At 65.8% G+C, this 12,383-nt stretch carries 14 protein-coding genes; 7 read left to right on the forward strand and 7 right to left on the reverse strand.

Annotation, left to right across the window (positions count from 1 at the left end; genetic code table 11):
• Nucleotides 1-17: 17 nt before the first annotated feature.
• The 3 genes from ACW7G0_RS01920 (at nt 18) to ACW7G0_RS01930 (ending at nt 2,992) form a co-directional block, all read left to right on the forward strand.
• On the forward strand, nt 18-1,127 hold the full coding sequence (locus tag ACW7G0_RS01920; RefSeq protein ID WP_456987302.1) for an NAD(P) transhydrogenase subunit alpha: 1,110 nt from the start codon (nt 18-20) through the stop codon (nt 1,125-1,127).
• Between the two features lie 111 nt (nt 1,128-1,238).
• The gene (locus tag ACW7G0_RS01925) at nt 1,239-1,571 is read left to right on the forward strand and encodes an NAD(P) transhydrogenase subunit alpha (protein WP_456987303.1); all 333 of its coding nucleotides are present in this window, start codon (nt 1,239-1,241) and stop codon (nt 1,569-1,571) included.
• Nucleotides 1,571-2,992 carry an NAD(P)(+) transhydrogenase (Re/Si-specific) subunit beta gene (locus ACW7G0_RS01930; protein WP_456987305.1) on the forward strand — a complete coding sequence of 474 codons (1,422 nt, stop codon included), beginning with the start codon at nt 1,571-1,573 and terminating at the stop codon, nt 2,990-2,992. Before ACW7G0_RS01925 ends, ACW7G0_RS01930 begins: the two co-directional genes overlap by 1 nt.
• A gap of 54 nt (nt 2,993-3,046) precedes the next feature.
• Here ACW7G0_RS01930 and ACW7G0_RS01935 read toward each other — a convergent pair whose 3' ends face one another.
• Nucleotides 3,047-3,463, reverse strand: a complete 417-nt coding sequence (locus ACW7G0_RS01935) for a hypothetical protein (protein ID WP_456987307.1) — start codon at nt 3,461-3,463, stop codon at nt 3,047-3,049.
• A 129-nt stretch (nt 3,464-3,592) separates the two neighbouring features.
• Here ACW7G0_RS01935 and sufT point away from each other — a divergent pair, with 129 nt between their 5' ends.
• Complete coding sequence (gene sufT / locus ACW7G0_RS01940; RefSeq protein WP_456962259.1) at nt 3,593-4,150, forward strand: putative Fe-S cluster assembly protein SufT; 558 nt, start codon at nt 3,593-3,595, stop codon at nt 4,148-4,150.
• Nucleotides 4,151-4,317: 167 nt separating this feature from the next.
• Nucleotides 4,318-4,785, forward strand: coding sequence for a hypothetical protein (locus tag ACW7G0_RS01945; protein WP_456987309.1), 468 nt, complete (start codon nt 4,318-4,320; stop codon nt 4,783-4,785).
• Here ACW7G0_RS01945 and ACW7G0_RS01950 read toward each other — a convergent pair.
• The 3 genes from ACW7G0_RS01950 to wrbA form a co-directional block, all read right to left on the reverse strand.
• A complete protein-coding gene (locus tag ACW7G0_RS01950) occupies nt 4,782-5,267 on the reverse strand; it encodes an asparaginase domain-containing protein (protein ID WP_456987311.1) in 486 nt (161 codons plus the stop codon). The two genes, ACW7G0_RS01945 and ACW7G0_RS01950, sit on opposite strands and share 4 nt — an antisense overlap.
• Nucleotides 5,268-5,328: 61 nt before the next feature.
• Nucleotides 5,329-5,700: a DUF2069 domain-containing protein gene (locus tag ACW7G0_RS01955; RefSeq protein ID WP_456987312.1), complete on the reverse strand. Its 372-nt coding sequence runs from the start codon at nt 5,698-5,700 to the stop codon at nt 5,329-5,331.
• Nucleotides 5,697-6,287, reverse strand: a complete 591-nt coding sequence (wrbA, locus tag ACW7G0_RS01960; protein ID WP_456987314.1) for an NAD(P)H:quinone oxidoreductase — start codon at nt 6,285-6,287, stop codon at nt 5,697-5,699. The genes ACW7G0_RS01955 and wrbA overlap by 4 nt, the downstream gene beginning before the upstream one ends.
• A 74-nt stretch (nt 6,288-6,361) precedes the next feature.
• Between wrbA and ACW7G0_RS01965 the strand changes: the two genes are divergently transcribed.
• Nucleotides 6,362-7,624 (forward strand): YihY family inner membrane protein, encoded by a 1,263-nt coding sequence (locus ACW7G0_RS01965; RefSeq protein WP_456987315.1) that lies wholly within the window; start codon nt 6,362-6,364, stop codon nt 7,622-7,624.
• 3 nt (nt 7,625-7,627) lie between these two features.
• On the forward strand, nt 7,628-8,215 hold the full coding sequence (locus ACW7G0_RS01970; protein ID WP_456987316.1) for a TlpA family protein disulfide reductase: 588 nt from the start codon (nt 7,628-7,630) through the stop codon (nt 8,213-8,215).
• Nucleotides 8,216-8,246: 31 nt separating this feature from the next.
• Here the strand turns inward: ACW7G0_RS01970 and ACW7G0_RS01975 are convergent, their stop codons facing one another.
• Genes ACW7G0_RS01975 through hemA form a run of 3 tightly spaced genes read right to left on the reverse strand, consistent with a single transcriptional unit; the run spans nt 8,247 to nt 12,342 of the window.
• On the reverse strand, nt 8,247-9,944 hold the full coding sequence (locus ACW7G0_RS01975; protein WP_456987318.1) for an O-linked N-acetylglucosamine transferase, SPINDLY family protein: 1,698 nt from the start codon (nt 9,942-9,944) through the stop codon (nt 8,247-8,249).
• A gap of 17 nt (nt 9,945-9,961) precedes the next feature.
• Nucleotides 9,962-11,047 carry a peptide chain release factor 1 gene (gene prfA / locus ACW7G0_RS01980; RefSeq protein ID WP_456987320.1) on the reverse strand — a complete coding sequence of 362 codons (1,086 nt, stop codon included), beginning with the start codon at nt 11,045-11,047 and terminating at the stop codon, nt 9,962-9,964.
• A complete protein-coding gene (gene hemA, locus ACW7G0_RS01985) occupies nt 11,044-12,342 on the reverse strand; it encodes a glutamyl-tRNA reductase (RefSeq protein WP_456987321.1) in 1,299 nt (432 codons plus the stop codon). The genes prfA and hemA overlap by 4 nt, the downstream gene beginning before the upstream one ends.
• Between the last annotated feature and the right edge of the window lie 41 nt (nt 12,343-12,383).

Consider the following 12,383-nt stretch of genomic DNA (forward strand, 5'->3'; position numbering starts at 1 on the left):
GGCAAGGAAGTATGTGCATGACCGCGACGGCGATAACCATTGGCGTGGCAAGCGAGATTGCCCCCGGCGAGCGCCGTGTTGCGTTGATCCCTGAAACCGCGAAAAAACTCACTGCTGCCGGTGCCAAGGTGCGCATGCAACGTGGTGCAGGGTCGCGAGCAGGCTTCGACGATGAGGCTTACCGGCAAGCCGGGGTTGAGCTGGCGGATGATGCCGAGTCCGCGCTGCGCGATGCGGACCTGGTCCTGTGCGTACAGGCACCGCCGGTGGAATTGCTGGGGCAGTTGCGCCGCGGTGCCGCGCTGGTCGGCCAGATCGCGCCGCAGGCAGATACTGCGCGCGCCGAAGCAATCACCTCGCGCGGGTTGCTGGCCTTCCCGCTGGAGCGCCTGCCTCGAACCACCCGCGCGCAGGCGATGGACGTGCTCAGCTCGCAGGCCGGCATGGCCGGTTACAAGGCCATGTTGATGGCCGCCCAGCTCAGTCCACGTTTCTTCCCGATGCTGACCACCGCGGCGGGAACCATCCGGCCCTCCAAGGTGCTGGTGGTCGGGGCGGGAGTGGCCGGCCTGCAGGCGATCGCGACCGCCAGGCGTCTGGGCGCACAGGTGGAGGGTTTTGACGTCCGTCCTGAAACCCGCGAGCAGATCGAATCATTGGGAGCCAGGTTCCTCGATCTGGGGGTCAGCGCGGCCGGCGAGGGCGGGTATGCGCGTGCACTGACCGATGAGGAGCGCGCCGAGCAGCAGCGTCGGCTCGGCGAACACCTCAAGGTGGTGGATGTCCTGGTCACCACGGCGGCCGTACCTGGCCGGCCTGCGCCGAAGATCATCAGCGAGGCCATGGTGGCGGGAATGAAAACCGGGAGCGTGATCGTCGACCTGGCCGCCGAGACCGGTGGCAACTGCGAGTCGACCCGGCCGGGCGAGACCATCCAGGCGGACGGCGTCACCATCGCCGGGCCGCTTGACCTGGCCAGCAGCGGTGCGACCCACGCCAGCGAGATGTTTGCCCGCAACGTATTCAACTTCGTCGGCCTGTTCCTTGTCGACGGAGCCATCCAATTCGACTGGGACGATGAATTGCTGGCGAAAACCGTATGGCCGGAGCGACCAGCGGCGGCTTAGACACGGCGATGGCCCGCGCTATCGCGAGTCTTTTCGATGTGTGCCAGCCGCCCGGGTGAGCGCGTCCGCGACACGGTTATGATGCGACCAACACCTTGCGGAGAAGCAACGATGGGCGATGGACTGATGGGGCTCTATATCTTCATGCTGGCGGCGATTGCCGGCCACGTGATCATCGCCCGGGTGCCGGTCATCCTGCACACCCCGCTGATGTCTGGCTCCAACTTCATCCATGGCATCGTGCTGGTCGGCGCGATGGTGGTGTTGGGCCATGCGGACACCACGGTTGAGAAGGTCATTGGTTTCGTCGCGGTATTGCTCGGTGCGGGCAATGCCGCTGGCGGTTACGTGGTGACCGAACGCATGCTGGACATGTTCAAGCCCAGCAAGCCGGCCGCAAAATCCGGCGATGACTCCGACGATCAGCCAGGTGGCCCGGCGTGATGGCTGACGGGTGGCAATCGCTGTTGGCGGCGAGCAGTTACTTCATCGCCGCAACCTTGTTCCTGCTTGGTTTGCAGCGGATGGCCTCGCCACGCACCGCGCGTAGTGGCATCCGGTGGGCGGGCGTCGGGATGGTAGTGGCGACGGCCGCGACTTTCCTGCTGCCGGGGCTGCACAACTTCGAGCTGATCGTGATCGCGTTGGTGATTGGCACGGTTGCCGCGTGGGTTTCCGGGCGCAAGGTGGCGATCACCGACATGCCGCAGATGGTGGCGCTCTACAACGGCATGGGCGGCGGCGCGGCGGCGGGGATTGGCGCGGTGGAGTTGCTGAAATTCTCGTCAATGACGTCGGGCCAGCCGGCCGCGGCATCCGCCGACGCCGTGACGCCGGTGCTGTCGGTGTTGGTGCTGGCGGTATTGGGCGCGGCCATTGGCGCGGTATCGCTGTCGGGCTCGGTGATCGCGTGGGCCAAGCTCGATGGGAGGCTGGACAGGCGGGTGGTGTTTCCGGCCCAGCAGCTGCTCAGCGCCGTGGTCTTCATCGCGATGCTGGTGGCCGGTGGCTGGGCGGTGGTGTCGCTGGAGGTGCCGGTGATCATCGCTTTCTTCGCGCTGGCGCTGCTGCTGGGCCTGTTGATGACATTGTCGATCGGCGGGGCCGACATGCCGGTGGTGATCTCGCTGTACAACGCCTTGACCGGCCTGGCCGTCGCGTTCGAGGGTTTCGTGCTCGGCAACCAGGCGTTGATCATTGCCGGCACCATGGTCGGTGCGGCCGGCATGTTGTTGACACGGCTGATGGCCAAGGCGATGAACCGGCCAATCAGTGGGGTGCTGTTTTCCCACTTTGGTGGCGGTGGCGAGGCGCAGGAGATTGATGGCACGCAAAAGCCGATCGAGGCCGGGGATGTCGCCGCGATGGTGGCGTATGCCGAGCGGGTGGTGATCGTGCCGGGTTACGGCATGGCAGTGGCCCAGGCGCAGCACAAGGTGTGGGAACTGAGTCAGAAGCTGATCGAGCGCGGGGTCAAGGTGAAGTTCGCGATCCATCCGGTTGCTGGCCGGATGCCCGGCCACATGAACGTGTTGCTGGCCGAGGCAGGCGTGCCCTACGACTTGATCGTCGACATGGACGATATCAACCCGGAGTTTCCGCAGACCGACGTGGCGCTGGTGATTGGCGCGAACGACGTGGTCAATCCGGTAGCGAAAACCGACCCCGCCAGCCCGATTTACGGCATGCCGATCCTGGACGTGATGAATGCCAGGAACGCAGTGGTGATCAAGCGCGGCAAGGGCACCGGCTTCGCGGGTATCGAGAATGCGCTGTTCTATGCCGACAACACCAGGATGCTGTACGGCGATGGTGCGGAGATGGTCGGCGCGCTGGTGTCGGAGCTCAAGGCCCTGGACGGCTGAGGCAACGGGCCGCGCGGGAACGACCTTTGGCGAGGCAGCCCGTCGGGAGTTCGCTCAGCGGGTGGTCAGCGCAGCCACCAGCAACGCCAGCGACAGCCAGGCCAGGTCTGCGGCGTCGTTGGCCAGCCCCGCCAGGGTCCATGCATGGTGGAAACCCAGCCGGGTGGCCGAATCCCACGGCAGCAGGCCCAGCATCGCGCCCAGGTGGGAGGCGATGATGCCCCAGTTGGCCAACACCACGATCGCGGCCGTGGACAGCACCGCCAGCAGCATGCGTCCCAAGCCCGCGCGCCAGCCACCCAGGCGCAGGATCACGGCGACGTCCAGTGCGCCCACGACCGCCATCCAGCTTTTCTGGGAGTCGGTGTAGACGGCCAGCATCACCCAGATCGCGGCGAACCCGCAGATGCCAAGCGCCAACAGCAGGCGCGAAAGAGCCCAGTGCGAGAACCGGAATCTGCGCTCAGTCAATCGTGAGGATGGAACCATGGAATGGGATGTCGAGTCGGGAGCCGTGCAGCATAGCTGTCGCGCTACCAACAGCATATTGGACTAGAATGGTCCTACTTCCAGAAAAGCCTGTCTTGGCGGTCTCCCTACATGTATTCACGCAACAGCGAACCGGTCCGTTTCGAGCGCGATTGTCCTGCCGTATTGGTCCCTCAGGGTGACGTGGTCAACTTGCCCGCCGGCACCACGGGTTACATCACCCAAAGCCTGGGAGGCAGTTACACCGTGTTCGTGGATGGCAACCTGTTCCGGATTGCCGGCGAAGACGCGGATGCCATTGGCAAGGAGCCTCCCGAACCGCTGGAGCTTGCCGATGGCGCGGATGAAGGCGCTGTCGAGGAACTGGTGTGGAAGCAGTTGCGGACCTGTTTCGACCCCGAGATTCCGATCAACGTGGTCGATCTGGGGCTGATCTACGAGGCCACCGTAAAGGCGCATCCGCAACAAGCGGGACAGCGGTTGGTCGAGGTCAGGATGACCCTGACCGCTCCGGGTTGTGGCATGGGTGAGATATTGGTGGCGGACGTCAGTGACAAGCTCAAGATGATTCCGACGGTCACCGAAACCGACGTGGAGCTGGTGTTCGAGCCACCCTGGAACCGCCACATGATGTCCGAGGCCGCCCAGCTCGAGACCGGGATGCTTTGAGGCTTGAACACCGATGCGTTGCGTTGAACGCTGATGGGTGACGGTTCCATGACTCCCTGCATCCTGGGCATGCTGTAGCGTGTATTTTTTCCAGGTTTGTGGAGGAGCCCATGCATGGCCCATACCCTTTTGTTCGCGCCGGGCTTGCGGTCGCATTGGTCGCTGGCATGAGCGCTTGCGCCGTGGCGACGGGGAATCCGGAGCCGCAGGACCTGACGCCGGTGCCAACGGTGGATGACGCCGTTGCGTTACCGGCAGTCACGCCGGCTCCGACAAAGCTCGGCGAACTGACCGGTGAAGGCCCCTACCAGCGCTTCATCGTGAAGTACCGCGATGGCAGCGTCGCGGCGCAAAGCCCGGCAGCCGCGCGCGCCCAGCTGGAAGCCAGTGCTGCCGCCAGCGGCCTGAACGGGGCCGCGACGGGCCAACCATTGCAACTGGATTGGCAGCGCCGCCTGGCGGTGGGTGCCGACGTATTCACCACGTCGCGTCCATTGGACCGGCAGGAGGCGGCGGCCCTGATGGCGCAGTTCGGGTCGGATCCACAGGTTGAATACATCGAGATCGACGGCGTTGCGACGATCCAGCAGGGGTCGAAGGTGCCGCCGCCGGAACCGCTTGGCGGCGACCTTTAGAGCGCCTCGAACCGGTTCGCCTCGACGTTCTTGCGCACCTTGGTCGGGTTCCAGATACGTCCGTTCATGGCAATGTAGACACCGGCCGGTAGCGATTGCACCGCGCCGACGGCGGTGCCGATATTGAACTGGGCGTCGGAGCCACGGAATCGTGCGGGGTTCAGCGCACCGGTCAGCACGATGGTCTTGCCGGGGATGCTGGCCAATACCTTCGCCGTCTCCACCATCGAGTCGGTGCCGTGGGTGACCAGCACGCAGCGCGCGTCCTGTGCCGCAATCGTTGCCCGGATCAGCTCGCGGTCATCGTGGGTGATATGCAGCGAATCCTTGCGCAGGATCGGGATCACCCGATAGCGGAACGCGACCCCCAGATCCTCCAGAATCAGTCCGATCTGTGGCTCGCCGATCTGGTAATCCGACTTGTCGTCAAAATAGATCTTGTCGATCGTGCCGCCGGTGGTGACGATGCAGAGTTGGTCCATGGGGCTTCGCGTTGCGGGTTGACCGACGATTATAGGCACCGGTGTTGCCGGGGGGGCAGGTCTACGAGCGCCTGGTCCCGAATCGTGCACGCAGCCCAGGCAGGTTTGCAGCGAATATCACCACCAGTGCCAGCAAGGTTTCCATCAAGGCGAACCCCAGCTCGGCCGGGCGTGTCCATGCCGCCATGATCCCGTGGCTGAACCAGGCCAGCGCCAGTACCGAAGCCCAGAACCCGGCCGTGCGCCAGCCAAACCATGCCGCGATCCCCAGTGCCAACGGCGGCAACCCGAATACGGTCAAGGCGACCCAATCGCGCGCCGGCGCAAACCAGGCCGCATACAGCACCGCCAACCCGATCAAGCCAAACACCAGCGGCATCGAGCGGGCCGGATGCGACCGTGTTGTGGTCCCGGGTTCGCGCGGCGTACTCATCCCAGCCTCCCGGCAATCATCGCGACCCGCTTGCCCAGCGCCCGCGCCAGGTGCGCTTCCTCGTCGCTGATTGGCCGGTCATCGCCCGTGCCAGTGACGTGGCTGGCGCCGTATGGTGTGCCGCCGGTTTGGGTGGTACTGAGCAGCGGCTCGGTAAACGGGATCCCCACCAGCAGGCAGCCGTGGTGCAGCAGCGGCACCATCATTGTCAGCAGGGTCGACTCCTGACCGCCGTGCATTGTGGTGGTGGAGGTGAACACCGCTGCCGGCTTGCCCACCAGGGTGCCGCTGGCCCATTGCCCGCCCAACCCGTCCAGCCAATGCTTGAGCGGCGCGGCCATGTTGCCGAAGCGGGTCGGGCTGCCGATTACCAGTCCGGCGCATTCCTCCAGGTCGCGAGGCTCCACGTAGGGCGCTCCATCCTCCGGCACCGATGGTGCGACCGCCTGGGTGACTGCGCTGACCGGCGGCACCGTGCGCAGCCGGGCACTCATGCCCGGGACTTCGCCGATCCCGCGTGCAATCTGCCGCGCCAGCCGCGCGACCGCCCCGTTGCGGCTGTAGTAAAGCACCAGAATTTCCGCCATTAGCCTTGCGCACCCAGCATCAAAGCGCTCAAGGATAGAGGAAGCCGCTGCCGTCATCAGTTAACCTGCTGTGGATGGAACCATTGGACTCCCTCAACCGTTGGAGCGAGCGCGTGCGCGATCGCCCGCGCGTGCTCAGCTTCCTGCGCTTTCTTGGCAGGCGAGTGCTGGACGACAACCTGTTCCAGGCCGCCGGCGCGTTGTCGTACACCACCGTATTCGCCCTGGTGCCGCTGTCGATGGTGGTCTTCGGGGTGCTGTCCGGATTCCCGGTGTTCGCCGAGTGGAGCGAGCGCCTGAGCGATTACATTTTCTCCAACTTCGTGCCGTCCGCGGCGCGCTCGGTGGAGGGTTACCTGCTCCAGTTCTCCAGCAATGCGGGCCAGCTCACTACCGCGGGCATTGTCGCCTTGGTGGTGTCGGTGCTGATTACCCTGAACGGGGTGGAAGTCACGTTCAACCGGATCTGGCGGGTCAAGGCGACCCGGCCCAAGGTCGGTCGCTTCCTGGTGTACTGGACCGTGCTGACGCTGGGGGCAATCATCGCGGCGGCCAGCCTGGCGGTGTCGGCGCGTTTCTTCTCGCTGTCGGTTTTCGATACCACGGCCGGACATGCCTTGGAAGAGGTGATGTTGCGGGTGGCGCCGATGGTGTTGGAAGTGATGGCGTTCTCGGCCATCTATCGAGTCGTCCCCCATCGCACCGTGCAGTGGCGGCACGCGATTGCCGGTGCTGTGCTGGCTACCTGCCTGTTCGAACTGGTTCGCTGGGGACTGGGTGTGTACCTGGGCACCTTCGGCAACTACTCGCGGATCTACGGCACCGTCGCATTCGTGCCGATCTTCATGATGTGGATCTTCATGAGCTGGGTGGGTGTGTTGCTGGGTGCCTCGCTGGCCTCGTCCAGTTCCGCATTCCGCTATCAACCCGTATCGATGCGTCTGCCGGTTGGATACGAGATATACGGCTTGATGCGGCTGTTGGCGCGTTTCAACGAGGCGCGCGAACGCGGGCAGGGGCTGCATAGCGAGGATATCCAGCGTCTGGAACCGATCCTGACCGACGCGCTGATCCAGGAAATGCTTGCCCAGCTGGGCGAGATCGATGTGGTGCGGCGCGCCGAAGATGGACAATGGCTGCTTGCCCGGGACCTCGATAACCTGGCACTGGGCGAGATCTACGAAGCCTGCCAGCTGCGTATCCCGATCGCGGAGGTGCACTTGCCGTGCCGGGACGATGCCTTGGGCAAGTCCGCGGTCGCCGCCCTGGATGATTTGCGGATACCCTTGCGCGACCTGCTCAAACGCCGGGTTTCCACCATCCATGCCGAGGACTGAACCATGACCCGAATGAGCGCTGCCGTATTTCTGGTTGCGGTACTGCTGGCAAGCCTGCTCGTCGCCTGCCAGCCGGCCGGGGACCCCGCGATCGAATCGGCTGTTGCGCCGGAGTCGCCGGCGGCTGTGGCGGACCCACCAGGCACGGAAGTGACCACGCCAGGACAGGCCGCGCCGCCAGCAGAAGCGGCCAATGTTCCGGTCCTGCAGGTCACAACCATCGATGGCGACCCTTACGATCTGGCCGACCATCGTGGCAAGTGGGTGGTGGTGAATTTCTGGGCCACCTGGTGCCGGCCGTGCCTGGAGGAAATGCCGGAGCTGTCTGCCCTGGATGCGATGCGCCAGCACATCGAGGTGATCGGATTGGCGTACGAAGACATCCAGCCGGCGGACTTGAAGGCATTCCTGGCGGAGCACCCGGTGGTGTACCCGATCACCATCGTCGATACCTACGATCCGCCGGTCGGCTTTGACACCCCGCGTGGATTGCCGATGACCTACCTGATCGCGCCCGACGGCAGCGTGGCCAAGAAGATCCTTGGCCCGGTCACCGCCAAGGAGATCGAGGCGTTGATTGCCGCTACGTAAACGGCACCGATGGTGGTGGTGGTGCGGTGCCTCAGCCGGCGCTCATCGCGAGCACCGCCGACGCGAAATCGCTGGCGAAACCCTCCATGTCGAACACATCGCTATCGCGGCGACGCTGGTCCAGCCTGGACCGGACCGTATCCAGCTTCCGGGGGTTGCGACCCAACTCAATGGCGCGGGCGATGAACGCCCGGTCGTCGGGCATGTTCATCTCATCCATCCCGAGATGGTGGTTGAGGCTGCCGGCGACGCGTGAAGCGAAGGTCTGACCGGGCCGGGTCAGTACCGGGCAGCCGGCCCACAGCGCGTCAGAGGCGGTGGTATGGGCGTTATACGGCTCGGTATCCAGGAACAGGTCGGCGTGGCGAAGCCGCGCAAGATAGTCCGCATGCGGTTGCTTGGCCATGAACACCAGACGTTGGGGGTCAACGCCTTCGACCTGGGCCACCGCCCGTAACCGCTGGTCGGCATGACCCGGTCCGGACAGCAACCACAGCACGCTGCCGGGGACGCCATGCAACACCGCCAACGCGCGCTTCACGCTGTGGGCGTTGAGTTTGTAGCTGTTGTTGAAGCAGCAGAACACCACGCCGTTGCCATCGATTCGCGGCGGCAGGCCGCACTCGGCGCGCGGCGGTGGCGGCGCGACTTCGCGTGTGGTGTCGGAGGGCTGGAAGCAGCGGGGCAGGTGGACCACCTTTTCGCTGAAATGCGGCGCCAGCGATTCGGGCAGGACGAACCCATCCGCCAGCACGAAGTCGATCCAGGGCGCACCCGAGGTTCCCGGGTAGGCGAGCCAGTTGACCTGTACCGGTGCCGGCCGCATCGCCAGGACTTCCGGCGCGCCGCCGCCGCCCCAGCCGCGCAGGTCGAACAGCACGTCGATCCGGGTCTCCCGGATGGCCTCCGCGACGTCGGCATGACGGCGTCCGGCGACGTCATGCAACCGGGTCGCCCGATCGAGTCGCTCCCGGATCGGGCTGCCATCGTCGGGATTGAGGGCGAACAGGTGAACGTCGATCCGCGCCTGGGTGGCCAGCGCTTCGAGCAGGGCTACCGTCAGCAGGCCGGTCGGGTGGGCGCCAAACCCGTTCGACAACAAGCCGGCCCGCACCGGCCTGCTACTGGCGGGGATGGGTTGGCGCGTGGACAGCGGTCGTACGGCACGAGCGATGCTGGCCGATCGCAGGCGGGCGCAGTGAAGTTGCTCGGCGGCGGTGCTGTCCTCGCTCAGGAACGCGAATGGCTCGATCGCGGCCTGTCCGCGGCGGACGGCGTCGCGAACCTGGGCCGACAGCCGGTCCAGATCGCGCCAATCGCACAGCTTGCGGCGCCAGGCCAGCAAATAGGCGGCCAGCTGGGGTTCGTCGGGGGCGAGGGCATGGGCGCGTGCGTAGGCATCCGCGGCCGCTTCGGCCTCACCGATGTCTTCCAGTACATGGCCCAGCCAGACGGCGATGCCGGGATGGTCGGGCGCGTTGCGTGCCGCCGCGCGCAGGCTGGCCGCAGCCTGGGCGTTGTTGCCTTGCATCCATTGTGCGCGGCCCAGGCGCGCCAGTGCTTCAGGATGTCCCGGACGCAATGCCAGTGCACGCTGGCAGGCCGCCTCGCCGGCCTTGGCGTCGCCGGCGTCCAGTTCAGCTTCCGCCAGGACGATCCATGCCATCGGGTTGTGCGGTTCGCGGGCCACCGCTCGGCGCAGGTCATGGCCCTGGTCGATGGGCGGCATGGCTCAAGTCCCCTGCTTCATTCGCTGTGGGTCAGTCGCGCCAGTTCATCGGCCTGGTGCTCCTGCTGGAGCCGCTCCACCAGTCCATCCAGATCGCCGGTCAGGATGTTGGGCAGGTCGTACAAGGTCAGCCCCTCGATCCGGTGATCGGTGATCCGGCCCTGCGGATAGTTGTAGGTGCGGATGCGTTGACTGCGGTCGCCACTGCCAACTTGCAGCTTGCGGTCCTGGGCAATCGCGGTGGCGGCCTTGCTGGCCTGCTGCTCGGCCAGGGTGGCGCGCAGGCGCTTCATCGCGGTGTCGCGGTTGGCGTGCTGGCTGCGCTCGGTCTGGCTTTCCACCACGATGCCGCTGGGCAGATGGGTGATACGGATTGCCGAGTCGGTCTTGTTGACGTGCTGGCCGCCAGCGCCGGAAGAACGGAAGGTGTCGACCCGCAGGTCGGCCGGGTTGATCTCGACCGGCTCACCTTCGGGTTCCACCGCGATGATCGCGACGGTGGCCGCCGAGGTGTGGATGCGGCCCTGGGACTCGGTCTCGGGTACGCGCTGGACCCGATGGGTGCCCGATTCGAACTTCAGCCTGGAGTAGGCGCCGCGGCCTTCGACCCGGGCGATGACCTCCTTGAAGCCGCCGTGCTCGCCTTGGCTCGCCGATTCGACCTCGACCCGCCAACCCTGGCGCTCGGCGTAGCGCGAGTACATCCGGAACAGGTCGCCGGCGAAGATCGCCGCTTCGTCGCCGCCGGTGCCGGCGCGGACTTCCAGATAGAGATCGCCGTCATCGCGTGGGTCTTTCGGGACCAGGTGGGCGAGCAGCTCGGCGTCCAGCTGTTGCAGGCGTTCGGTGGCGGCGGTGATCTCCTCGTCGGCCAACTCGCGCAGCTCCGGGTCGTCACGCATGGCCTGGGCGGCGGCGAGGTCGGCGTTGGCCGCGGTCTCGTTGGCCAGTGCGATGGCAACCGGCTCCAGTTGCGAGAACTCGCGCGAGAGCTGGCGGAAACGCTGGTTGTCGCCGATCACGCCGGGATCGGCGAGCAAGCGCTCCAGCTCCTCGCGCCGTTCGACGAGGGCTTCGAGCTTGCGGCGCAGGCTTGGGGTCATGGGTTCTCGTCGTCCGGGGTGCTGCCGTCGATCGGGAACAGCTTGTCGGTGGCCCGTGCCAGCTCCGTGTCTCCGGTCCAGGCGGCCTCGCGCAAAGCGATGGTTGGGGCATGCAGGAGGCGGTTGGTCAGGGTGTGGGCGAGGAAGTCGAGTACGGCGGAAGGTTCCTCGCCGGCAGCCAGCTGCGCTTTCGCTTTCGCCAATGCCTCGGCCCGGACCGCTTCGCCATGGGCGCGCAGGCGCTTGAGCGGGGCGGTGCGGGTACGACCAATCATCGATTCCATGAAGCGGGCGACCTGCACCTCGACGATCGCTTCCGCCTGGTTGGCAGCTTCACGGCGCCCCTGACGATTGTCCTCGATCGATCGTTCCAGATCATCGACGGTGTAGAGATAGACATCGCGCAGGCTGGCGACATCGGCAGCGATGTCGCGCGGCACCGCCAGGTCGAGCAGCAGCATCGGTCGATGCTTGCGCGTGGCCAGCGCGGTGGCGACTTGTTCGCGATGCAGGACCGGCTCGCGCGCGGCAGTGGCCGACAGCACGATGTCGGCCTCGGACAGGTGCCGGTCCAGCTCCGCCAGCGGCAGGGCGACCCCGCCGTGGCGACTGGCCAGCGCTTGCGCGTGCGCCAGGGTGCGGTTGGCGATCAGCAGCCGCTTGACCTTGGCGTGCACCAGATGGCGTGCGGCCAGCTCGATGGTCTCGCCGGCACCGATCAGCAGCACGGTCGAATCTTCCAGCGCAGCGAATGATTCCTGTGCCAGGCGCACTGCAGTCGAGGCAACCGACACCGGATTGGCACCGATGCGGGTGTCGGTGCGCGCACGTTTGGCGGTAGTGAAGGTGTGCTGGAACAGCCCGTCCAGCCGGGTGCCCAGACTGCCGGCCGCGCGTGCACTGGCCCAGGCATCCTTCACCTGGCCGAGGATCTGTGGCTCGCCCAGGACCAGTGAATCCAGTCCGGTGGCGACCCGGAACAGGTGTCGGACTGCGTCCGCATCGGCATGCCGGTACAAATAATCGTGCAGCGCATCGCCGGAGCCGCCAAACTCACCAGGACAATTGGCCAGCCAGTTGGCTACGGCCTGGCCATCGTCGGTGCTGACCGCATAAATCTCGGTCCGGTTGCAGGTCGACAACAACGCGACTTCCTGGACCTGGGGCAGCGCGCGAAGGGACGCAAGCGCTGCCGGCAAGGTCTCAGCCGAAAACGCCACCCGCTCGCGCAGGCTGACCGGCGCGGTCTGGTGGTTGATGCCGAGAACATGCAAATTGGTTGTCGCCGAACTCATTGAAGATGCGTTACCGGTTCAGGTGCTTGCGATAAGCTGCT

The organism is Lysobacter sp. A286 (assembly GCF_054052105.1).

Coding starts and splice junctions, on each gene's coding strand:
- ACW7G0_RS01970 (WP_456987316.1), top strand. CDS start 7,628: ATGACCCGAATGAGCGCTGCCGTATTTCTGGTTGCGGTACTGCTGGCA.
- ACW7G0_RS01950 (WP_456987311.1), bottom strand. CDS start 5,267: ATGGACCAACTCTGCATCGTCACCACCGGCGGCACGATCGACAAGATC.
- hemA (WP_456987321.1), bottom strand. CDS start 12,342: ATGAGTTCGGCGACAACCAATTTGCATGTTCTCGGCATCAACCACCAG.
- prfA (WP_456987320.1), bottom strand. CDS start 11,047: ATGACCCCAAGCCTGCGCCGCAAGCTCGAAGCCCTCGTCGAACGGCGC.
- ACW7G0_RS01930 (WP_456987305.1), top strand. CDS start 1,571: ATGGCTGACGGGTGGCAATCGCTGTTGGCGGCGAGCAGTTACTTCATC.
- ACW7G0_RS01920 (WP_456987302.1), top strand. CDS start 18: ATGACCGCGACGGCGATAACCATTGGCGTGGCAAGCGAGATTGCCCCC.
- sufT (WP_456962259.1), top strand. CDS start 3,593: ATGTATTCACGCAACAGCGAACCGGTCCGTTTCGAGCGCGATTGTCCT.
- ACW7G0_RS01965 (WP_456987315.1), top strand. CDS start 6,362: ATGGAACCATTGGACTCCCTCAACCGTTGGAGCGAGCGCGTGCGCGAT.
- ACW7G0_RS01925 (WP_456987303.1), top strand. CDS start 1,239: ATGGGCGATGGACTGATGGGGCTCTATATCTTCATGCTGGCGGCGATT.
- ACW7G0_RS01945 (WP_456987309.1), top strand. CDS start 4,318: ATGAGCGCTTGCGCCGTGGCGACGGGGAATCCGGAGCCGCAGGACCTG.
- ACW7G0_RS01955 (WP_456987312.1), bottom strand. CDS start 5,700: ATGAGTACGCCGCGCGAACCCGGGACCACAACACGGTCGCATCCGGCC.
- ACW7G0_RS01975 (WP_456987318.1), bottom strand. CDS start 9,944: ATGCCGCCCATCGACCAGGGCCATGACCTGCGCCGAGCGGTGGCCCGC.
- wrbA (WP_456987314.1), bottom strand. CDS start 6,287: ATGGCGGAAATTCTGGTGCTTTACTACAGCCGCAACGGGGCGGTCGCG.